Here is a 21,520-nt window from a genome sequence, read left to right on the forward strand (position 1 = left end):
ATACGACCCACCCTGTAGGCGTCAGATTTTCACTGGTACATGATCGTTATGACTCGATTGCAAGGCGCCGTGGTAGAGCTGTCTCCAGAACGCCATCCAACCGCAACCTATAAGTGCGGTGGTCCACAGTCGGAACACTGCCAAAAAAAACACCAAGGAGTCCATCCATGAAAGGTTCCCCGTCGTTGTTGTTGGCCGCCATGCTGAGTCTGCCGTTACTGGCTCACGCTGCAGAACCCGCTCAGTGCAGTACCGTGAACTTCTCCGATGTCGGCTGGACCGACATCACCGCCACCACCGCCACCACCTCGGTGGTACTCGACGCCCTCGGCTACAAGACCAAGACCACCATGATCTCCGTGCCCGTGACCTACAAGTCGCTGGCCGACGGCAAGAACATGGACGTGTTCCTCGGTAACTGGATGCCGACCATGGAAAACGACATCAAGGCCTACCGTGATGCCGGCACCGTCGAAGTGGTGCGCACCAACCTCAAGGGTGCCAAATACACCCTCGCCGTACCGCAAGCCCTGTACGACAAGGGTCTGCATGACTTCGCCGATATCGCCAAATTCAAGAAAGAGCTCGACGGCAAGATCTACGGCATCGAGCCCGGCAATGACGGTAACCGCCTGATCCAGAGCATGATCGACAAGAACGCTTTCGGCCTGAAGGACGCCGGTTTCAAAGTCGTCGAATCCTCCGAAGCGGGCATGCTCTCGCAGGTTGACCGCGCACAGAAACGCGACACCGCCGTGGTCTTCCTCGGCTGGGCGCCGCACCCGATGAACAAGCGCTTCAAGATTCAATACCTGACCGGCGGCGATGACTTCTTCGGCCCCGATTTCGGTGCTGCGACCGTGGCGACCAACACCCGCAAGGGTTACACCACTGAATGCAGCAATGTCGGTCAGTTGCTGAAGAACCTGGAGTTCACCGTCGACATGGAAAGTACCCTGATGGGCAACATCCTCGACGACAAGATGAAGCCTGAAGCGGCCGCCAAGGCCTGGCTGAAAAAGAACCCACAGGTGCTCGATACCTGGCTCGCTGGCGTGACCACCATTGACGGTAAACCTGGCCTGGAAGCCGTGAAAGCCAAGCTCGCACAGTAATTGCCTTACGCCGGGCGAGTTCGCTCGCCCGGGCTGTTTATTCCTTGCATGCGGACGTTCACTACCATGCTGATTGATCAGAAAATCCCTTTAGGCCAGTACATCGCGGGCTTCGTTGAATGGTTGACGCAACACGGCGCCAGCACCTTCGACGCAATCGCCGTGACACTGGAAACGATGATCCACGGCGTGACGTTTGCGCTGACCTGGTTCAACCCGCTGGTGCTGATCGGCCTCATCGCCCTGCTGGCCCACTTCATCCAGCGCAAATGGGGACTGACGGTATTCGTCATCGCCTCCTTCCTGCTGATCCTCAATCTGGGGTACTGGCAGGAAACCATGGAAACCCTCGCCCAGGTCATGTTCGCGACCCTGGTCTGTGTGGTCATCGGCGTGCCGCTGGGCATCGTCGCCGCGCACAAGCCGATGTTCTACACTTTAATGCGTCCGGTACTCGATCTGATGCAGACCGTACCGACCTTCGTTTACCTCATTCCTACCCTGACCCTCTTCGGGCTGGGTGTGGTGCCGGGCCTGATCTCCACGGTGGTGTTCGCCATCGCTGCGCCGATCCGCCTGACCTACCTGGGCATCCGCGATGTCCCGCAAGAACTGATGGACGCCGGCAAGGCCTTCGGCTGCTCGCGTCGCCAATTGCTTTCACGGATCGAACTGCCTCACGCCATGCCGAGCATCGCGGCCGGCATCACCCAGTGCATCATGCTGTCGCTGTCGATGGTGGTGATCGCGGCACTGGTGGGCGCCGATGGACTCGGCAAACCGGTGGTCAACGCACTGAACACTGCTGATATCGCCCTGGGCTTCGAAGCGGGCCTGGCGATCGTACTGCTGGCGATCATGCTCGACCGTATCTGCAAACAACCCGACGCCAAAGCAGGGGGTGACGCATGAGCATAATTCGCTTTGATAACGTTGACGTGATCTTCACCAAGGATCCGCGCGAAGCACTGAAACTGCTCGATCAAGGCTTGACCCGCAGCGAGATCCTGAAAAAGACCGGGCAGATCGTTGGCGTGGAAAAGGCCAGCCTGGACATCAACAAAGGCGAGATCTGCGTGCTGATGGGCCTGTCCGGCTCCGGCAAGTCGAGCCTGCTGCGCTGCATCAACGGCCTCAACACCGTCAGTCGCGGCAAGCTGTTCGTCGAGCACGAAGGCAAGCAGATCGACATCGCTTCCTGCACCCCGGCCGAACTGAAAATGATGCGCACCAAACGCATCGCCATGGTGTTCCAGAAGTTCGCCCTGATGCCGTGGCTGACAGTGCGCGAGAACATCAGTTTCGGTCTGGAAATGCAGGGCCGGCCGGAAAAGGAACGGCGCAAGCTGGTGGACGACAAGCTCGAACTGGTGGGCCTGACCCAATGGCGCAACAAGAAGCCCGATGAACTCTCCGGCGGCATGCAACAGCGGGTCGGACTGGCCCGGGCGCTGGCGATGGACGCCGACATTCTGTTGATGGACGAACCGTTCTCGGCACTCGACCCGCTGATTCGCCAGGGTCTGCAGGACGAACTGCTGGAACTGCAGCGCAAGCTGAGCAAGACCATCGTGTTTGTCAGTCACGACCTCGACGAGGCGCTCAAACTGGGGAGCCGCATCGCGATCATGAAGGACGGCCGGATCATCCAGTACAGCGTGCCGGAAGAGATCGTGCTGAACCCGGCAGACGACTATGTGCGCACCTTCGTGGCCCACACCAATCCGCTCAACGTGCTCTGCGGTCGCAGCCTGATGCGCACACTGGACAACTGCAAACGCATCAACGGTTCGGTGTGCCTCGACCCGGGCGGCGACTCGTGGCTGGACCTGGCCGAAGGCAACACCATCAAAGGCGCACGGCAGAACGGTTCGGTGCTGAACCTGCAGAACTGGGCCCCGGGCCAGGCCGTGGAAGGCCTGGAGCGCAAACCGACGCTGGTGGACTCGAACATCGGCATGCGTGACGCGCTGCAGATTCGCTACCAGACCGGCAACAAACTGGTGCTGCACGACAACAACCATGTGGTGGGGATTCTGGGCGACAGTGAGCTGTATCACGCGTTGCTGGGCAAGAACCTGGGGTAAGAACCCCGCACACAAAAACGCCGCGAGAGGATCGCGGCGTTTTTGTTGGTACATAAATTGACTTGATACATGGACAACTGTGGCGAGGGAGCTTGCTCCCGCTTGAGTGCGCAGCACTCACAAATTCTTGGGGTCGCTTCGCAACCCAGCGGGAGCAAGCTCCCTCGCCACAAACAGCTTCGCCATTAACTTAAGGTTTAGCTATACACCCGGCCAAGGAGCTGCCGATGGCTTTCAAACTGATCGAGCACATCGCGTGTGATCTGATCCTGCGTGAAGCCCATCAGGTCGTAGTCCTGGCTGCCGTTGTGCAGGTACACCTCGGCACGGTAATAACGCTGGCGCGCCTCATCGGACTGGGCCGATTCGGTCGGGGTCGCCAGGTAACCGTCCAGGCTCACTTCGTAGACGAAAGGGTTGCCCTCTTCCATCTCGACGCGCACGCCCATGCAGCGTTTGGACTTGCCCAGCAGCGTCTGCACTTGCAGACCCTGTGCACGCATTTGCGCGGCCGCATCTTCCAGCGCAGGGCTGACCTGCTTGTCCATGAAGCGCTGCACCACCGATTGGCTCGGCTGCAGATCCAGTTGGGTCAGGCGCTCGCTGAAACCGCGACGACCGCGCTCAGCCAATTGCGCCTGCTCCTGTTCGATCTGCACGTCCTGACGCATCGCCTTGTGCAGGCCGAACATGAAGAACACCAGCACCACCGAGAACGGCAGCCCGGCCAGCACCACCATGGTTTGCATGGCTTCGAAGTTACCGGCGAACAGCAGACCGATAGTCACCAGCGTGATCACCACCGACCAGAAGATCCGCAGCCAGTGCGGCGCATCTTCATCGACGTTGCCGCCCTTGCAGGACAGATTCGCCATCATCACCGCGCCGGAGTCGGCCGGGGTCAGGAACAGCACGAAGCCAACAAAGATCGACACACCGATGACGACTTTCGACGCCGGGTAGTGTTCCAGCAACTGGTAGATCGCCATCGACGGCTGTTCCAGCGCCGTCTTGCCGAGTTCCACCGCGCCCTGGTTCATCACCAGATCCAGTGCCGAGTTGCCGAAGATCGACAGCCACGCCAGGGTGAAGCCCAGCGGAATCAGCAGCACGCCAGCCACCAGCTCACGCACGGTACGACCACGGGAAATACGCGCGATGAACATGCCGACGAATGGCGCCCAGGAAATCCACCAGGCCCAGTAGAACAGGGTCCACAGGCCCAGCCAGCGGTCGGACTTGGCGCTGTCGCCTTCATAGACGTACAGGTCGAAGGTCTTCAGCACCACGCCGTTGAGGTAATCGCCGATGTTCTGCACAAAGCCGTTGAGCAGGTGCAGGGTCGGGCCGAACAACAGGACGAAAATCAGCAGACCGCTGAACAGCACGATGTTCAGGTTGGACAGGCGACGGATGCCGTTTTCCACACCGGACACGGCAGCGATGGTCGCCACGGTGCTCATCACGATGATCACGATCAGCAGGTTGGTGTTGCTGTGCTCCATGCCGAACAGGTTTTCCAGGCCGGAGGACACTTGCAGCGAGCCGATCCCCAGGTTGGTCACCAGGCCCAGCAAGGTCACGAACATGCCGAAACCGTCCACCGCATGACCGGCGGCGCCCTTGACCCAACGCTCGCCCACCAGCGGATACAGCGCCGAACGCAGGGCCAGCGGCTGGTTATGACGGTAAGCGAAGTACGCCACGGCCAGACCGACCAGTGCGTAGATCGCCCAGCCGTGCAGGCCCCAGTGCAGGAACGTCAGTTGCACCGCCTGACGCGCAGCCAGGTTGCTGGCCGCTGCGCCTTCCGGCGGATTGAAGTAATGGTCCAGCGGCTCGGACGCGCCGAAGTACAGCAGCGAAATACCGATACCCGACGAGAACAGCATCCCCGCCCAGGCGCCGTAACTGAAATCCGGGGTATCGTCCTTGCTGCCCAGTTTGAGTTTGCCGTAGGAGGAAAACGCCAGGCCCACCACAAACACCAGATAGGCGGCGATCACCACCATGTAGTACCAGCCGAAGCTGCGCGACAACCAGGCCTGAGCCATACCCAACATTCTGCCGGCCTCTTGCGGGGCGATGATCAGAATGGCGGTCAACAACAGAATCAACGCGGTCGAGGTGTAAAACACCCAACCGTTGACCGTCACCTTCTCGGGCGGGGTCTTTATTAGCGAGGCAGAACTCATGGCACAAATGCTCCAGGCAGTGCGAGAGAAGAACACAAGGCAACACGGAACCCGACCAATCGGTTAGTTGGCAGCCGACCGGCGGGTGATATAAAGACACCCCGAAAAAAGCCCGAACCTGCCGAAATGGCGTGACGAATCGCTTTCGTGGCCAAAGCTGTGCGGACGTTCATCCGAAACCTGGCCCCGAGCGTCTTGCCCATTCAACACGTCCATCGAATAGCGAACCGCGCCATGCCCCACGCAGGTTTCAAGGATTTTCGGAGGTCGTTTTATCGCCATTTACAAGCAGAAAAAATCTGTAGGCAGCGACGATTTGTCGCAGATCTTATTCTTTGTTGATTGAACGTTCAATCAAAACAAAATAGACTGGCCCTCAATCCGATCGGCGTTTATCGCCCGTCGGAAGGCCTAAGGAGATGTGCAAGATGCCCAAGGTCGGTATGCAACCCATCCGCCGCCAACAACTGATCGAAGCCACGTTGCAGGCGGTCGATCAGGTCGGTATGGGGGACGCCAGCATTGCGCTGATCGCCCGTTTGGCCGGTGTCTCGAATGGCATCATCAGTCACTATTTTCAGGACAAGAACGGCCTGATTGCCGCCACGATGCGGTATCTGATGAATGTCCTCAGCGAGAACGTCACCGCGCGCCGGCAGGCGCTGGCAGACCGCAGCCCACGGGCGCATCTGCAGGTGATCATCGAAGGCAACTTCGACGCCAGCCAGGTCAATGGCCCGGCAATGAAAACCTGGCTGGCCTTCTGGGCCACCAGCATGCACCAGCCGTCTTTGCACAGGTTGCAGCGGATCAACGATCACCGTCTGTATTCCAACCTGTGCTGCGAGTTCCGCCGTGTGTTGCCGCTCGAAGATGCGCGCAGCGCCGCGCGTGGACTGGCAGCGTTGATCGACGGTTTGTGGTTGCGCGGCGCGCTGTCGGGAGACGCTTTCGACACCGCGCAGGCGCAACAGATCGCTTACGAATACATGGATTTCCAATTGGCCAAGCAGGTGAGCCAGAGCACACAGAAAACGCTCGGTACCTGAACCGCCACCGCAGTTTCAGCGCGGTGGTCGACGCCAACCACTAATGCACTTGCGAGGACACTATGGCCCGTTTCGAACTGCAAAAACTCTACATCGATGGCGCGTACTCCGACGCTGGCAGCGATGCCACTTTCGAAGCCATCAACCCGGCGAACGGTGAAGTCCTTGCCAAAGTGCAACGCGCGACCAAGGAAGACGTCGAGCGTGCTGTGGTCAGCGCTGAAAAGGGCCAGAAAATCTGGGCCGCGATGACCGCCATGGAGCGTTCGCGCATCCTGCGCCGCGCCGTCGATATCCTGCGCGAGCGCAACGATGAACTGGCCGCTCTGGAAACCCTGGACACCGGCAAAGCCTTCTCCGAAACCAAGTACGTCGACATCGTCACCGGTGCTGACGTGCTGGAATACTACGCAGGCCTGGTGCCGGCGATCGAAGGCGAGCAGATCCCGCTGCGCGACACGTCCTTTGTCTACACCCGTCGCGAACCGCTGGGCGTGGTCGCCGGTATTGGCGCGTGGAACTACCCGATCCAGATCGCGCTTTGGAAATCCGCACCCGCCCTGGCCGCTGGTAACGCGATGATCTTCAAGCCAAGCGAAGTCACTTCGCTGACCACCTTGAAACTGGCCGAGATCTACACCGAAGCCGGCCTGCCAAACGGCGTGTTCAACGTCCTGACCGGCAGCGGCCGTGAAGTCGGCACCTGGCTGACCGAGCACCCGCGCATCGAGAAAGTTTCCTTCACCGGCGGCACCGACACCGGCAAGAAAGTCATGGCCAGCGCTTCGGCTTCGTCGCTCAAAGACGTGACCATGGAACTGGGCGGCAAGTCGCCGCTGATCATCTGCGACGACGCCGACCTGGATCGCGCCGCCGACACCGCGATGATGGCCAACTTCTACAGCTCCGGTCAGGTCTGCACCAACGGTACTCGCGTGTTCGTACCGAGCCACCTGAAAGCCGCTTTCGAAGCCAAGATCGTCGAGCGCGTAGCGCGCATCCGCATCGGCAACCCGGAAGACGAAAACACCAACTTCGGCCCGCTGGTCAGCTTCGCCCACATGGAAAGCGTGCTGGGTTACATCGCCAAGGGTAAAGAAGAAGGTGCCCGCGTGCTGTGCGGCGGCGAGCGTCTGACCGACGGCGAATTCGCCAAAGGCGCCTTCGTTGCACCGACCGTGTTCACCGATTGCACCGACGAGATGACCATCGTCCGTGAAGAAATCTTTGGCCCGGTGATGGCGATTCTCTCCTACGAGACCGAAGAAGAAGTGATCCGCCGCGCCAACGACACCGACTTCGGCCTGGCCGCCGGTATCGTCACCAAAGACCTGAACCGCGCGCACCGCGTGATTCATCAACTGGAAGCCGGTATCTGCTGGATCAACGCCTGGGGCGAGTCCGACGCCAAAATGCCGGTGGGCGGTTACAAGCAGTCGGGCGTAGGCCGTGAAAACGGCATCAGCTCGCTGACCAACTACACACGCATCAAATCGGTACAGGTCGAGCTGGGCGATTACGTCTCGGTGTTCTGATCTGACTCAGAGTCTGGATGGGGCCTTTGTGGTGAGGGGATTTATCCCCGACGGGCTGCGAAGCAGCCCCCTTCCAGACACTGCTGTTCTCCAGATAGATCTCAATCGCTGATTTCAAGACTGCTGCGCAGCCTGTCGGGGATAAATCCCCTCACCACAGAGGATTCTCTCCTCACCACAGGTGTTGCGGCGTCCCGGCGATCTTGACCTGACCACATCTAAAGAGGGTGCATTCAATGTCCCAAGAATTCGATTACATCATCATCGGTGCCGGCTCGGCCGGTAACACCCTGGCGACCCGTCTGACTGAAGACGAAGGCGTCACCGTGCTGCTGCTCGAAGCAGGCGGCCCGGACTATCGTTTCGACTTCCGCACGCAAATGCCGGCCGCGCTGGCATTCCCGCTGCAGGGTCGTCGCTACAACTGGGCGTACGAAACCGATCCGGAGCCACACATGGACGGTCGCCGGATGGAATGCGGTCGCGGCAAGGGCCTCGGCGGTTCCTCGCTGATCAACGGCATGTGCTACATCCGTGGCAACGCGATGGACTACGACGGCTGGGCGAAACTGCCAGGCCTGGAAGACTGGACCTACCTCGACTGCCTGCCGTACTTCCGTAAAGCGGAAACCCGTGACATCGGCCCGAACGATTACCACGGTGGCGACGGCCCGGTCAGCGTGACCACGCCGAAAGCCGGCAACAACCCGCTGTTCCACGCCATGGTTGAAGCCGGCGTGCAAGCCGGTTACCCGCGCACCGAAGACTTGAACGGCTACCAGCAGGAAGGCTTCGGCCCGATGGACCGCACCGTGACGCCGAACGGCCGTCGTGCTTCCACTGCCCGAGGCTACCTCGACGTCGCCAAAAAACGCTCGACCCTGACCATCGTTACCCACGCCCTGACCGACAAGATCCTGTTCGAAGGCAAGCGTGCGGTCGGTGTGCGTTACCTGGTCGGCTCGGCGGAAGAGCGCGTTGAAGCCAAGGCACGCAAGGAAGTTCTGCTGTGCTCCGGCGCCATCGCTTCGCCGCAGATTCTGCAGCGCTCCGGTGTCGGCCCGGCAAAACTGCTGGAAAGCCTCGACATCCCGGTCGTCCATGACCTGCCGGGCGTCGGTGAAAACCTGCAGGATCACCTTGAGCTGTACCTGCAATACGCTTGCACTCAACCGGTCTCGCTGTACCCGTCGCTGCTCTGGTACAACCAGCCAGCCATCGGTGCCGAGTGGCTGTTCAACGGCACCGGCATCGGCGCCAGCAACCAGTTCGAAGCCGGCGGTTTCATCCGTACGCGCGAAGAGTTCGAATGGCCGAACATCCAGTACCACTTCCTGCCGGTGGCGATTAACTACAACGGCAGCAACGGTGTGAAAGAGCACGGCTTCCAGGCGCACATGGGCTCCATGCGTTCGCCGAGCCGTGGTCGCATCCAGGTCAAATCCAAGGATCCGCGTCAGCACCCGAGCATCCTGTTCAACTACATGGCCACCGAGCAGGACTGGCAGGAATTCCGTGACGGCATCCGCCTGACCCGCGAAATCATGCAACAGCCTGCACTGGACGCCTTCCGTGGCCGCGAAATCAGCCCGGGCATCGACGTACAAACCGATGAGCAGCTGGACAAGTTCATCCGCGAGCACGCCGAAACCGCGTTCCACCCGTCCTGCTCGTGCAAGATGGGCACCGACGAGATGGCCGTAGTGGATGGCGAAGGCCGCGTGCACGGCATGCAGAGCCTGCGTGTGGTCGATGCTTCGATCATGCCGATCATCACCACCGGTAACCTGAATGCGCCGACGATCATGATGGCCGAGAAAATCGCCGACAAGATCCGTGGCCGCAAACCGCTGCCGCGCAGCACTGCTGCCTACTATGTTGCTGGCGGTGCGCCGGTGAAGGGCAAGCCAATGCGTGATATCACGCCTGTTGCCCAGTAAGGCGTAATACCGAAGCGCTACCTTCGCGAGCAGGCTCGCTCCCACATTGGAATGCATTTCAAAGGTGGGAGCGAGCCTGCTCGCGAAGGGGCCCTCACATTCAGCACAAATTCCCCTGCTGCACAGTAAATCCTCCTACACCCCCTCTTCACTTGATCCTACCCCCACGCAGGCCTACTCTAGACCTCGCGCAATCGTTTCACCCCTCCCCGCCGAATCGCTTCGCCCCGCAACTCCATGACAAGGAGGTTCCCGAATGTTCGATTTCCACCCCCAGCTCAAGCAGCGCTTCGCTGCCTTGCGCACGGGCGCCGAGTTTTTTTCCCTGCGGTATGTGCGCGAGTCCGGCCAATACCTGTCGGTGCGCAAGAACGTCGCCGAACCGCCCAGCCTGAGCCGTGACGAGGGTGCGATGCTCACAGTCCGGGTCAACGGCGTCGAGGCTTATGCAGCGACCAACGACCTGTCGCAGCAAGGCCTGCAAGCCGCCCTGGAGCGCGCCGAACAGCAGGCCCGGCGACTGAAGCCCCACGCCTTGCTCGACCTGCGCGATCAGCCGGTATCCAGTGACCGCGCTGATTACTTTTCGCCCAATCTCGATCAACCCTTCCCGTCCCTGAGCGAATGTTTCGAACTGCTCGGCGCGGAATCCGCCTCGGTGCCAAAGGATGAGCGCCTGGTGCATTGGCAAGCGAGCATCGGCATCACCCACGTCGAACAGATTTACCTGAGCAGTGCCGGCGCCGAATTGCGCCAGGCCCAGCGCTTCGTTTATCCAAGCTTCGATGTCACCGCCTACGACGGCAACGACAGCCAGACCCGCTCCCTGGGCCGCGAGAACTTCGGTCAGCAGGGTGGCGCCGACGTGATCAGCCGTTGCGGTCTGGTCGGCGCCGGCCCGCAAGTGGCCGATCAGGCCCTGCAGTTGCTGCTCGCGCCAAATACCCCGCAAGGCCCGCGCGATCTGTTGCTGATGCCCGACCAGATGATGCTGCAGATTCACGAGTCCATCGGTCACCCGCTGGAGCTTGACCGGATCCTCGGTGACGAGCGCAATTACGCCGGCACCAGCTTCGTCAAAACCAGCGACTTCGGCAGCCTGCAATACGGTTCGAAGCTGCTCAACGTGACCTTCGATCCGGACATTCCCGAAGAGCTGGCCAGCTACGGCCACGATGACGACGGCAGCAAGGCCAGCAAACAATTCCTGATTCGCCAAGGCTTGCTGTTGCGGCCATTGGGCGGCGCACTGTCACAGTTCCGCGCCGGACTCGACGGCGTTGCCAACAGCCGCGCCTGCGGCTGGAACCGGCCACCGATCGACCGCATGGCCAACCTCAACATCGAGCCGGGCGATCAGTCGCTGACGCAACTGATCAGCGGCATCGAGCATGGCATTCTGATGAGCACCAACCGTTCATGGTCGATTGACGATGCGCGCAACAAATTCCAGTTCGGATGCGAGTGGGGGCAGTTGATCGAGAACGGTGAACTCAAGGGTGTGGTGAAAAATCCGAATTACCGAGGTATTTCCGCGCAGTTCTGGAAGAGTCTGCGCGCGGTCGGCGATGCCGGCACCCGAATGGTGCTGGGCACGCCAAACTGCGGCAAGGGCGAGCCGAACCAAGTGATCCGCGTCGGCCACGCTTCGCCGGCCTGCGTATTCAGCAACGTTGATGTGTTTGGGGGAGACGCCTGATGAGCATTTCGAAGAGTCAGTCCGACGCCTTCAAGATCATGGTCAATTGGCTGCGCGACAGTGTGCGCGAGCCGGAACAATTCACCCTCAGCTATGCCGCGGAATCCTCGGCGTTCGTGCGTTTCAATCACGCCAAGGTGCGTCAGGCCGGTCAGGTGCAGCAAGCCGACGTCGGGTTAAAGCTGATCAACGACGGCCGTCATGCCGACCTGCACATCACCCTGTCCGGTGATCAGGAAGCCGATCTGCAGCGCCTCGCCGAAGGCCTGCAACAACTGCGCGAAACCCTGCCGCTGCTGCCGCAGGATCCGTACCTGCTGCTAAACCACAACGGCTGGCAGAGCAACAACGTACAGCAACATCCGCTGCCGGACACCGAGCTAGTGGTCGGGGAAATCTGCACCGCGGCTGAAGGTCTGGATCTGGTCGGCTTCTATGCTGCCGGCCCGATCAGCCGTGGTTTCGCCAGCTCCTCGGGAGCATTTGGCTGGCATCAGGCCAACAGCTTCAACTTCGACTTCAGCCTGTTTCACGACAACGGCGAAGCGGTCAAGGCCAGCTACGCCGGGCACGAATGGAGCAGCGAAGGCTTCGCCCGGCGCTTCCAGCAGGCGCGCGAGCAACTGGCGTTTCTCGGTCGACCGTTGCGCACCCTCGCACCGGGGCAATATCGAGCGTATCTGGCGCCAGCCGCGCTGGAAGAAATCATGGGCATGCTCAGTTGGGGCGGGTTCTCCGCACAGTCGATCGCCAGCAAGAGCAGTCCGCTGCAGAAGCTGTATGTCGGTGATCAGGCGTTCAGCTCGCTGGTGTCGCTGGATGAAAAAGTCAGCGGCTCGTTGAGCCCGGCGTTCTCCGGCGAAGGCTATCCGCGCAGCGATCTGCGGCTGGTCATCGAAGGCAAGGCCGGCGATCAACTGGTCGGCTCGCGCAGTGCCGCCGAATACGGCCTGACCGCCAACGGCGCCAGCGGCGGTGAAATGCCGAGTGCACTGAACATGGCGGCCGGTGATCTGTCACAGGCAGAAATTCTCAAGCAGTTGGGCACCGGGCTGTACATCAGCAACTTGTGGTACCTGAACTACTCCGATCAACCGGCGGCGCGCCTGACCGGCATGACCCGCTTCGCGACCTTCTGGGTCGAGAACGGCGAGATTCAGGCGCCGGTCAGCACCATGCGTTTCGACGACAGCGCCTACAGCCTGCTGGGTTCGCAGCTGGAAGCATTGACCGCCGAGCGCGAGTTGCTGCTGTCGGCGAGCACGTATAGCCAGCGCAATACCTCGTCGGCGTTGTTGCCGGGGGCGCTGGTGAGCCGACTCACGCTAACCCTGTAAAAGCAAAACCTGTGGGAGCGAGCCTGCTCGCGAAAGCGGTAGATCAATCGACATCAATGTTGAATGAAATGGCCTCTTCGCGAGCAGGCTCGCTCCCACACTGACCGCGCTCGACAATGGATATGCATTAACTCCAACCACAAGAGGTTCCATGCCCACTCGCCCGCCTCTCGACGCCATCACCGCCCGCTGGTTGCCGTGGGTCGTCGCCATTGCGTTCTTCATGCAGTCCCTCGACGGGACCATCCTCAACACCGCCCTGCCGGCCATGGCCCGGGATCTGGCCGAAGACCCGTTGCGCATGCAAGGCGTGGTCATCGCCTACATGCTCACCGTGGCCTTGCTGATTCCGGCCTCGGGCTGGATCGCCGACCGCTTCGGCACCAAGAAAATCTTCTTCGGAGCGATCCTGCTGTTCAGCATTGGCTCGCTGCTCTGTGCGTTATCGAGCAGCCTGAGCATGCTGGTTGGCGCACGGGTAATCCAGGGCCTGGGCGGCGCATTGATGTTGCCGGTCGGACGGCTGGTGGTGCTGCGTGCCTATCCGCGTTCGGAACTGGTGCGGATCATGGGTTTCATCACCATTCCCGGCCTGCTCGGCCCGTTGATCGGTCCGACCATGGGCGGCTGGATGGTGCAATACCTGACGTGGCACTGGATCTTCCTGATCAACCTGCCGGTCGGCGCCATCGGCTGCTACGCGGTGTGGAAGTTCATTCCCGACCTGCGCGGCAGCGAACGCACGCGCTTCGACAGCCTCGGTTTCCTGCTGTTCGGCGCCGCAATGATCCTGATCACCATCGCCATGGAAGGTCTGGGCGAACTGCACTTGCCGCACCTGCGGGTGATGTTGCTGCTGTTCGGCGGTCTGGCCTGCCTGGCGGCGTACTGGCTGCGCGCCGGGCGTGTGGAAAATCCGCTGTTCGCCCCATCGTTGTTCAAGACCCGAACCTTCGCGGTTGGAATCATCGGCAACCTGTTCGCCCGCCTGGGCAGCGGCGCCCTGCCGTTTCTGGTGCCGTTGCTGCTGCAAGTGGCGCTGGGTTATTCGCCGTCGCAAGCGGGGATGAGCATGCTGCCGCTGGCCGCTGCGGCGATGTTTGCCAAGTGGATGGCGCGACCACTGATCGAACGCCTCGGCTATCGCATCGTGCTCACCGGCAACACCCTCGCGCTGGGGATCATGCTGGCGAGCATGGGTCTGGTCAGCGAGCAGACGCCGTACTGGCTGCTGCTGTGCCTGCTGGCGGTTCTCGGCGCGATCAACTCGCTGCAATTCACCGCGATGAACACCGTGACGCTGATCGACCTCGACGACGCCAGCGCCAGCAGCGGCAACAGCTTGCTGTCGGTGGTGGCGCAGTTGTCGCTGAGCCTGGGCGTGGCCTGTGCCGGCGCCTTGCTGGGCGGCTTCACGGCGGAAATCGGCAACGACGGCGTCGAGACCGTGCTGGGGGCGTTCCAGCTAACGTTTGTGACCGTCGGAGTGATGGCAATGCTGGCGGCGACGATTTTCTCGCAACTGTCGAAAGAGGACGGCCGCCGGGGCAAACGCCCGGATGAACATCCGGATGAGCACATCGAACACTGAACAGTGTCATGTCTGGTGGAGGCTTTTGTGGTGAGGGGATTTATCCCCGATGGGTTGCGCAGCAGCCCCAGAATCTGCCCCCTCATTACTTCAGGTTGATCGCATTCAACCTATCCAGGGGTGCTGCGCACCCCATCGGGGATAAATCCCCTCACCACAGATAAATCCCCTCACCACAGTTAAACCACCTCGCCTTGGGATTCAGGCACTGTTCGTCCAGAACTTTCGAGGAAAGTGGCACGGGGCTGCTACACTGCGCGACATTTTGTTTTGCAGGCCAGTCCCGTGACCACCATCGCCACCGCTTTTAATACTCTGCCGCTGTCCGCCGCCATGCTGGCTAACCTCGAATCCCTCGGTTATGCCCAGATGACGCCGATCCAGGCGCAGAGCTTGCCGGTGATCCTCAAGGGGATGGACCTGATCGCCCAGGCCAAGACCGGCAGCGGCAAGACCGCCGCGTTCGGCATCGGCCTGCTCAACCCGATCAACCCGCGTTACTTCGGTTGCCAGGCGCTGGTGATCTGCCCGACCCGTGAGCTGGCCGACCAGGTCGCCAAGGAAGTCCGGCGCCTGGCCCGTGCCGAAGACAACATCAAGGTCCTGACCCTGTGCGGCGGCGTGTCGTTTGGCCCGCAGATCGCTTCGCTGGAGCATGGCGCACACATCATCGTCGGCACCCCGGGACGTATCCAGCAGCATCTGCGCAAGGGTTCGCTGGTCCTCGATGGCCTGAACACGCTGATCCTCGACGAAGCCGACCGCATGCTCGACATGGGTTTCTACGACGCGATCGAAGACATCATCGAGCAGACCCCGTCGCGTCGTCAGACCCTGCTGTTCTCCGCCACGTACCCGGTGGGCATCAAGCAACTGGCGTCGAAATTCATGCGTGATCCGCAAACGGTGAAAGCCGAAGCGTTCCACGACGACACGCAGATCGAGCAGCGCTTCTACGAGATTTCCCCGGAAGAGCGCATGAGCGCAGTGACCAAAGTCCTGCACCACTTCCGCCCGGCCTCCTGCGTGGCGTTCTGCTTCACCAAGCAGCAAGTGCAGGAAACCGTCGACCACCTGACCGCCAAAGGCATTTCTGCCGTCGGCCTGCACGGCGATCTGGAACAGCGTGACCGCGATCAGGTGCTGGCAATGTTCGCCAACCGCAGCACGTCGGTCCTGGTCGCCACCGACGTGGCCGCCCGTGGTCTGGACATCGATGCGCTGGACATGGTGATCAACGTCGAGCTGGCCCGCGACTCGGAAATCCACATTCACCGCGTTGGCCGTACCGGTCGCGCTGGCGAAAAAGGCATCGCGGTCAGCCTCGTCGCACCGTCCGAAGCGCATCGTGCGCAAGCCATCGAACAGTTGCAGAAAGCCCCGTTGAACTGGGATCAGGTCGATAACCTCAAGTCCCAGGGCGGCGCCCCGCTGCAGCCACCGATGAGCACGCTGTGCATCGCCGGCGGGCGCAAGGACAAGGTTCGTCCGGGCGACATCCTCGGCGCCCTGACCGGTGACGCCGCCATCCCGGGTGCCCAGGTCGGCAAGATCGCGATCTTTGACTTCCAGTCATATGTGGCGGTTGAACGCACCGTGGTCATGCAGGCGCTGCAGCGCTTGAACAATGGCAAGATCAAGGGCCGTTCGCTGCGCGTACGGGTCTTGTAAGAACAACGCCTGCCCTGTAGGAGCTGCCGCAGGCTGCGATCTTTTGACTTTGTTTTTAAAGAGCAAGATCAAAAGATCGCAGCCTCGTTTCACTCGACAGCTCCTACAACAGTTGGTTTTGTGGTGATATTTCAGAGGACACCGTTTTGCGCTCTACCGAAGTCGTGATCATTGGCGCTGGCGCCGCAGGGTTGATGTGTGCACTGACCGCCGCCGGGCGTGGGCGTCAGGTACTGCTGCTTGACCATGCGAACAAGGCCGGCAAGAAAATCCTGATGTCCGGTGGTGGCCGCTGCAATTTCACCAACATGTACACCGAGCCGGGCAATTTCCTTTCGGGTAACCCGCATTTCTGCAAATCGGCACTGGCGCGCTACACCCAGTGGGATTTCATCGGCATGGTCGCCAAGCATGGCGTGCCCTACCACGAGAAAAAACTCGGCCAGCTGTTCTGCGATAACAAATCCAGCGACATCCTCGGCATGCTGCTCGACGAGTGCGATCAGGCCGGCGTCGAGTTGCACCTGGACACCTCGATCCAGACCATCGAAAAGGTAGAAAGCGGTTACCTGCTCGACACCACCCTCGGCCAGGTTCAGTGCCAATCGCTGGTGATCGCCACCGGCGGGCTGTCGATCCCGACACTGGGCGCCACCGGCTTCGGTTATCAGGTCGCCAGGCAGTTTGGCCATGAACTGCTGCCGACCCGTGCCGGCCTGGTGCCGTTCACTATCACCGATCAGCTCAAGGAACTGTGCACCGAGTTGTCCGGTACGTCGGTGGACTGTCTGGTCAGCTGCAACGAGCAGAGCTTTCGCGAGAACATCCTGTTCACTCACCGTGGCCTCAGCGGCCCGGCGATCCTGCAGATCTCGTCGTTCTGGGAGCCGGGCGACACCGTGGAGATCAACCTGCTGCCGGATCACGACACCGCCGCATGGCTGCAACAGCAAGTGGCCGAACGCCCGAACAGTGAACTGAAAACCCTGCTCGGCGAGATCTTCACCAAGAAGATGGCCAACCTGTTGGCGGACAACTGGTTCGTCTCCAAACCGATGAAGCAGTACACCCACGCCGAACTGGCGCAGATCGCCGACAAGCTCGGCAGCTGGAAAGTTGTCCCGGCCGGCACCGAAGGCTACCGCACCGCCGAGGTCACGCTGGGCGGCGTCGATACCCGCGAAGTGTCGTCCAAGACCATGGAATCGCTGAAAAGCCCGGGCCTGTATTTCGTTGGCGAGGTTCTCGACGTCACCGGGCATCTGGGCGGTTTCAACTTCCAGTGGGCATGGGCCTCGGGGTACGCGGCTGCGCAGTACGTCTGACTGAAACAACACTCCCCTGTAGGAGCTGCCGAAGGCTGCGATCTTTTGATCTTAAAAACAGGATCAAAAGATCGCAGCCTTCGGCAGCTCCTACAGGGGGGAGCGGGCAATCAAGGAATACTTTTTGCTGTCAGATGTGATCGGCGCCATTGCGTCGGCGTCATTACTGGCTCAATTTAGCGGCATCGCCTCGGAAGGCCTTCGCACTTCATGTCCTCGACCTCGTTTCGTCAGTCTTTGCGGCGCCTGTGGGCGCTGGATAAATTCAGCTACAGCGTGCGGGTGTTCATCGCCCTGACCGGCAGCATGGCGCTGTGCTGGTATCAGGATGAAATGGGCCTGCTGATCCCGTTGTTCCTCGGGATTATCGCCAGCGCCCTGGCCGAGACCGACGACAGCTGGCAGGGCCGCCTCAATGCTCTGGCGGTGACGCTGGTGTGTTTCAGTATCGCCGCGCTGTCGGTGGAACTGCTCTTCCCCTACCCCATCGTGTTTGCCATCGCCCTGGCCCTGGCCAGTTTCGCCCTGACCATGCTCGGTGCGCTCGGTGAGCGTTATGGCGCGATTGCTTCGGCAACGTTGATTCTGTCGGTCTACACCATGATCGGCGTGGATCAGCGCGGCGGCGCGGTCACCGATTTCTGGCACGAGCCGATGCTGCTGGTGGCGGGCGCCGCGTGGTACGGCTTGCTCTCGGTGTTGTGGCAGGCGCTGTTTTCCAACCAGCCGGTGCAGCAGAGTCTGGCGCGGCTGTTCCGTGAACTGGGTTTCTACCTGAAGCTCAAAGCCTCGCTGTTCGAGCCGATCCGCCAACTGGACGTCGAAGGACGACGGCTGGAACTGGCACAGCAGAACGGTCGCGTAGTGGCCGCGCTGAACAGCGCCAAGGAAATCATCCTGCACCGGGTCGGCAACGGTCGCCCGGGTTCGAAAGTCAGCCGTTATCTGAAGCTGTATTTCCTCGCCCAAGACATTCACGAACGCGCCAGCTCTTCGCACTATCCGTACAACGCGCTGGCCGAGGCATTCTTCCACAGCGACGTGCTGTTCCGCTGCCAGCGTCTGCTGCGCCAGCAGGGCAAAGCCTGTCGTGCGCTGGCCGAGTCGATCCAGATGCGCCAGCCGTTCGTCTACGACGCCAGTTTTGCCGAAGCGCTGACAGACCTCGACGCGTCCCTTGAACACCTGCGCATCCAGAGCAATCCGGCGTGGCGCGGCCTTCTGCGTTCGCTGCGTGCTCTGGCAGCCAACCTCGGCACCCTCGACCGCTTGCTCAGCGATGCGAGCAACCCTGACGCGCTGGCGGACGCCACCGATAGCAGCCTGCTCGACCGCTCACCACGCAACCTCAAGGACGTGTGGATTCGTCTGCGCACGCAGCTGACACCGACCTCCTTGCTGTTCCGCCACGCCCTGCGTCTGCCGCTGGCATTGAGTATCGGCTACGGCATGGTGCACCTGATTCACCCGTCGCAGGGCTATTGGATCATCCTCACCACGCTGTTCGTCTGCCAGCCGAACTACGGCGCAACGCGGCGCAAACTCGGGCAGCGGATTCTCGGCACCGCCATCGGTCTGACCGTGGCCTGGGCGCTGTTCGATCTGTCCCCAGCCCGCTGGTGCAGTCGTGCTTCGCCATTGCCGCCGGGGTGGTGTTCTTTACCAACCGCACCACGCGCTACACCGTGGCGACGGCGGCGATCACGATCATGGTGCTGTTCTGCTTTAACCAGATCGGCGATGGCTACGGGCTGTTCCTGCCGCGCCTGTTCGATACCCTGCTCGGCAGCCTGATCGCCGGCCTGACGGTGTTCCTGTTCCTGCCGGACTGGCAGGGTCGACGCCTGAACAAAGTGCTGGCCAACACCCTGACGTGCAACAGCATCTACCTGCGCCAGATCATGCAGCAATACGCCGCCGGCAAGAGCGATGACCTCGCCTATCGCCTGGCCCGACGCAACGCGCACAATGCCGACGCGGCACTGTCGACCACGCTGGCGAACATGCTGATGGAGCCGGGGCATTTCCGTAAGGAAGCGGATGTCGGTTTCCGCTTCCTGGTGCTGTCGCACACGCTGCTCAGCTACCTCTCCGGATTGGGCGCGCATCGCGAAACGCAGCTACCGGCGGAAATCCGCGAACACCTGATTGACGGCGCCGGGGTGAAACTGGCCGCGAGCATCGATGAAATCGCCCAGGGCCTGGCCAACAAGCAGCCAGTGGCGATCCAGAGCGACGACGAGGAAGCGCTGGCCAATGAGCTGGAGCAGATGCCGGACGAGATCGATGAAGGGCAGCGGCTGGTGCAGACGCAACTGGCATTGATCTGCCGGCAGTTGGGGCCGTTGCGCACGTTGGCGGCGCATTTGATCAAAGACACCAGTGAGGCTTAAGGTGACCGGACTGGCCCCATCGCTGGCAAGCCAGCTCCCACATGATTTGTGTACACCGCAATACCTGTGGGAGCTGGCTTGCCAGCGATGAGGGCATCAGCAACAACGCAACTCCGGGATCAGATGCTCACATCCCATGTTGCCTCAGCAACTTGTCATAACTGCCATCCGCCTTCATCGCCGCAATCGCCTTGTCGAACCCGGCCACAATCTGCTCATGCTCGGGGTTCTTCAGGCTCACCAGAATATGCAGGCTGTTCTCGCTCAACGGCTTGGGCAGAAACTCCACGGCGTTGCGCACCTTGGGTGATTCGCGCGCCAGGTAATAGCGCGCGACATACTCATCTTCCAGGGTCAGCTTGACCCGATCCGCCGCCAGCATGCGCACCGCCATTGCAAAGTTGTGTACCGGGACTTTCTGCAACGCCGTGTCGGCATCGAACGCCTGCGAGTAGGCATAACCGCGCACCACCGCCACCGGGTAGGTGTGCAGTTGCTCCAGGCTGTTGTATTCGAGCGGAGTGTCCTTGCGCTTGAGAAAGCGGATGCGGTTGAGCAGGTATTCGCCAGAGAACTGGCCGATCCGGGTGCGTTCGTCGTTGTACCAGGCATTGACCAGCACGTCGTACCGGCCCTCGCCCACCCCCAACAACGCCCGCGCCCACGGCACCTGCTCATAGTCGCTGGCGTAACCGGCCCGCGCCAGCGCGGTGCTGACGATGTCGGTGGCCAGGCCACCGTTGACCAGCGTGTCGTCGGTAAAGGGTGGCCAGATATCAAATACCAGTCGCAGCTTGTCCGCAGCGGCGGGTTGGGCCAGCAAGAGCAGTCCGATCAAGGCAAAGGCTCGATGCAGTCGCGGCATGCTTGAAAATCCTTAGCGGGCGGTTGGCCCGGCGTGTTTTCCAGTCAAAACCCCAAGGCCCCGTACCGGCGAAACCCAGGCCCTAACAGTAGCTCATTGAAGCCCGTGCACAGCGCTTTCCAGCAGATTACACAAAGCGGCCGCCACCGCGAGAAAGGAATGATGGCATTTTGACCTTTGTCACAGACTCTTCCGCCATACAGACATTCAACGCCTGTGCACTTAGTATCGGGCGACGGTGTTCAAGGAGTCGGAAGATGACAATCGAGTGGATCTGCAAGCATCACAGCGATCTGGGCAAAGAGCAGTTATACGCACTGCTGAAACTGCGCTCGGACGTATTTGTGGTCGAACAGCAATGCGCCTACCCAGACCTCGACGGGCAGGATCTGGACGGCGATACCCATCATTTGATGGGCTGGGAAGGCGATCAACTGATGGCCTATCTGCGCCTGCTGGACCCCGAATCCCAGGGCGGTGACGTGGTGATCGGCCGCGTGATCATTGCGCCGCAGGGCCGTGGCAAAGGGCTGGGCCATGTGTTGATGGAACACGCCCTGAATCAGGCCGAGAAGCATTGGCCGCAGGTGCCTATCTATCTGTCGGCGCAGGCGCATTTGCAGGGGTATTACGGCAGGTACGGGTTTGTGGTGAAGGGTGAGGAATATCTGGAGGATGACATTCCGCACATAGGCATGCGTCGTCCTTGAGGCCCTCA

14 protein-coding genes and 1 pseudogene are annotated in these 21,520 nt (G+C 61.0%); 13 read left to right on the forward strand and 2 right to left on the reverse strand.

The genetic code is table 11. From position 1 onward, the window contains the following. The first annotated feature begins 167 nt into the window (after positions 1 to 167). From HXW87_RS00755 to choV, 3 genes are all read left to right on the forward strand, one after another. Positions 168 to 1,115, forward strand: coding sequence for a choline ABC transporter substrate-binding protein (locus HXW87_RS00755; protein ID WP_041063381.1), 948 nt, complete (start codon positions 168 to 170; stop codon positions 1,113 to 1,115). Between the two features lie 66 nt (positions 1,116 to 1,181). Then, positions 1,182 to 2,027 carry a choline ABC transporter permease subunit gene (gene choW, locus HXW87_RS00760; RefSeq protein ID WP_041063383.1) on the forward strand — a complete coding sequence of 282 codons (846 nt, stop codon included), beginning with the start codon at positions 1,182 to 1,184 and terminating at the stop codon, positions 2,025 to 2,027. Continuing rightward, entirely contained in the window at positions 2,024 to 3,202 is a 1,179-nt protein-coding gene (gene choV / locus HXW87_RS00765; RefSeq protein WP_041063385.1) for a choline ABC transporter ATP-binding protein, read from the forward strand. The genes choW and choV overlap by 4 nt, the downstream gene beginning before the upstream one ends. Before the next feature lie 197 nt (positions 3,203 to 3,399). Here the strand turns inward: choV and HXW87_RS00770 are convergent, their stop codons facing one another. Continuing rightward, entirely contained in the window at positions 3,400 to 5,340 is a 1,941-nt protein-coding gene (locus tag HXW87_RS00770) for a BCCT family transporter (protein WP_239779129.1), read from the reverse strand. Positions 5,341 to 5,825: 485 nt separating this feature from the next. Here HXW87_RS00770 and betI point away from each other — a divergent pair, with 485 nt between their 5' ends. The 9 genes and pseudogenes from betI to yccS all read left to right on the forward strand — a co-directional run bounded on the left by betI (position 5,826) and on the right by yccS (position 19,937). After that, a complete protein-coding gene (gene betI / locus HXW87_RS00775; protein ID WP_108184040.1) occupies positions 5,826 to 6,446 on the forward strand; it encodes a transcriptional regulator BetI in 621 nt (206 codons plus the stop codon). A gap of 62 nt (positions 6,447 to 6,508) precedes the next feature. Next, positions 6,509 to 7,981 (forward strand): betaine-aldehyde dehydrogenase, encoded by a 1,473-nt coding sequence (betB, locus tag HXW87_RS00780; protein WP_047297082.1) that lies wholly within the window; start codon positions 6,509 to 6,511, stop codon positions 7,979 to 7,981. Positions 7,982 to 8,217: 236 nt separating this feature from the next. Continuing rightward, positions 8,218 to 9,921 (forward strand): choline dehydrogenase, encoded by a 1,704-nt coding sequence (gene betA, locus HXW87_RS00785; RefSeq protein WP_047297083.1) that lies wholly within the window; start codon positions 8,218 to 8,220, stop codon positions 9,919 to 9,921. A gap of 256 nt (positions 9,922 to 10,177) precedes the next feature. Beyond that, the gene (locus tag HXW87_RS00790) at positions 10,178 to 11,620 is read left to right on the forward strand and encodes a TldD/PmbA family protein (protein ID WP_047297084.1); all 1,443 of its coding nucleotides are present in this window, start codon (positions 10,178 to 10,180) and stop codon (positions 11,618 to 11,620) included. Next, positions 11,620 to 12,957, forward strand: coding sequence for a TldD/PmbA family protein (locus HXW87_RS00795; RefSeq protein ID WP_239778318.1), 1,338 nt, complete (start codon positions 11,620 to 11,622; stop codon positions 12,955 to 12,957). Before HXW87_RS00790 ends, HXW87_RS00795 begins: the two co-directional genes overlap by 1 nt. Before the next feature lie 151 nt (positions 12,958 to 13,108). Next, entirely contained in the window at positions 13,109 to 14,548 is a 1,440-nt protein-coding gene (gene mdtD / locus HXW87_RS00800) for a multidrug transporter subunit MdtD (RefSeq protein WP_182402807.1), read from the forward strand. A 333-nt stretch (positions 14,549 to 14,881) separates the two neighbouring features. Then, positions 14,882 to 16,219, forward strand: a complete 1,338-nt coding sequence (gene dbpA, locus HXW87_RS00805) for an ATP-dependent RNA helicase DbpA (protein WP_239779130.1) — start codon at positions 14,882 to 14,884, stop codon at positions 16,217 to 16,219. 146 nt (positions 16,220 to 16,365) lie between these two features. Beyond that, the gene (locus tag HXW87_RS00810) at positions 16,366 to 17,544 is read left to right on the forward strand and encodes an NAD(P)/FAD-dependent oxidoreductase (RefSeq protein ID WP_095668133.1); all 1,179 of its coding nucleotides are present in this window, start codon (positions 16,366 to 16,368) and stop codon (positions 17,542 to 17,544) included. Positions 17,545 to 17,754: 210 nt separating this feature from the next. After that, positions 17,755 to 19,937, forward strand: a pseudogene (gene yccS / locus HXW87_RS00815) (YccS family putative transporter). A 127-nt stretch (positions 19,938 to 20,064) separates the two neighbouring features. Here yccS and HXW87_RS00820 read toward each other — a convergent pair. Further along, positions 20,065 to 20,802 (reverse strand): transporter substrate-binding domain-containing protein, encoded by a 738-nt coding sequence (locus HXW87_RS00820; protein WP_047297090.1) that lies wholly within the window; start codon positions 20,800 to 20,802, stop codon positions 20,065 to 20,067. 257 nt (positions 20,803 to 21,059) lie between these two features. On the opposite strand from HXW87_RS00820, the gene HXW87_RS00825 reads away from it, so the two are divergent. Then, positions 21,060 to 21,512, forward strand: a complete 453-nt coding sequence (locus tag HXW87_RS00825; RefSeq protein ID WP_239778319.1) for a GNAT family N-acetyltransferase — start codon at positions 21,060 to 21,062, stop codon at positions 21,510 to 21,512. Positions 21,513 to 21,520 lie beyond the last annotated feature (8 nt).

The organism is Pseudomonas sp. Y5-11 (assembly GCF_022368695.1).
In the GTDB taxonomy this organism is placed as follows: Bacteria; Pseudomonadota; Gammaproteobacteria; order Pseudomonadales; family Pseudomonadaceae; genus Aquipseudomonas; species Aquipseudomonas parakoreensis.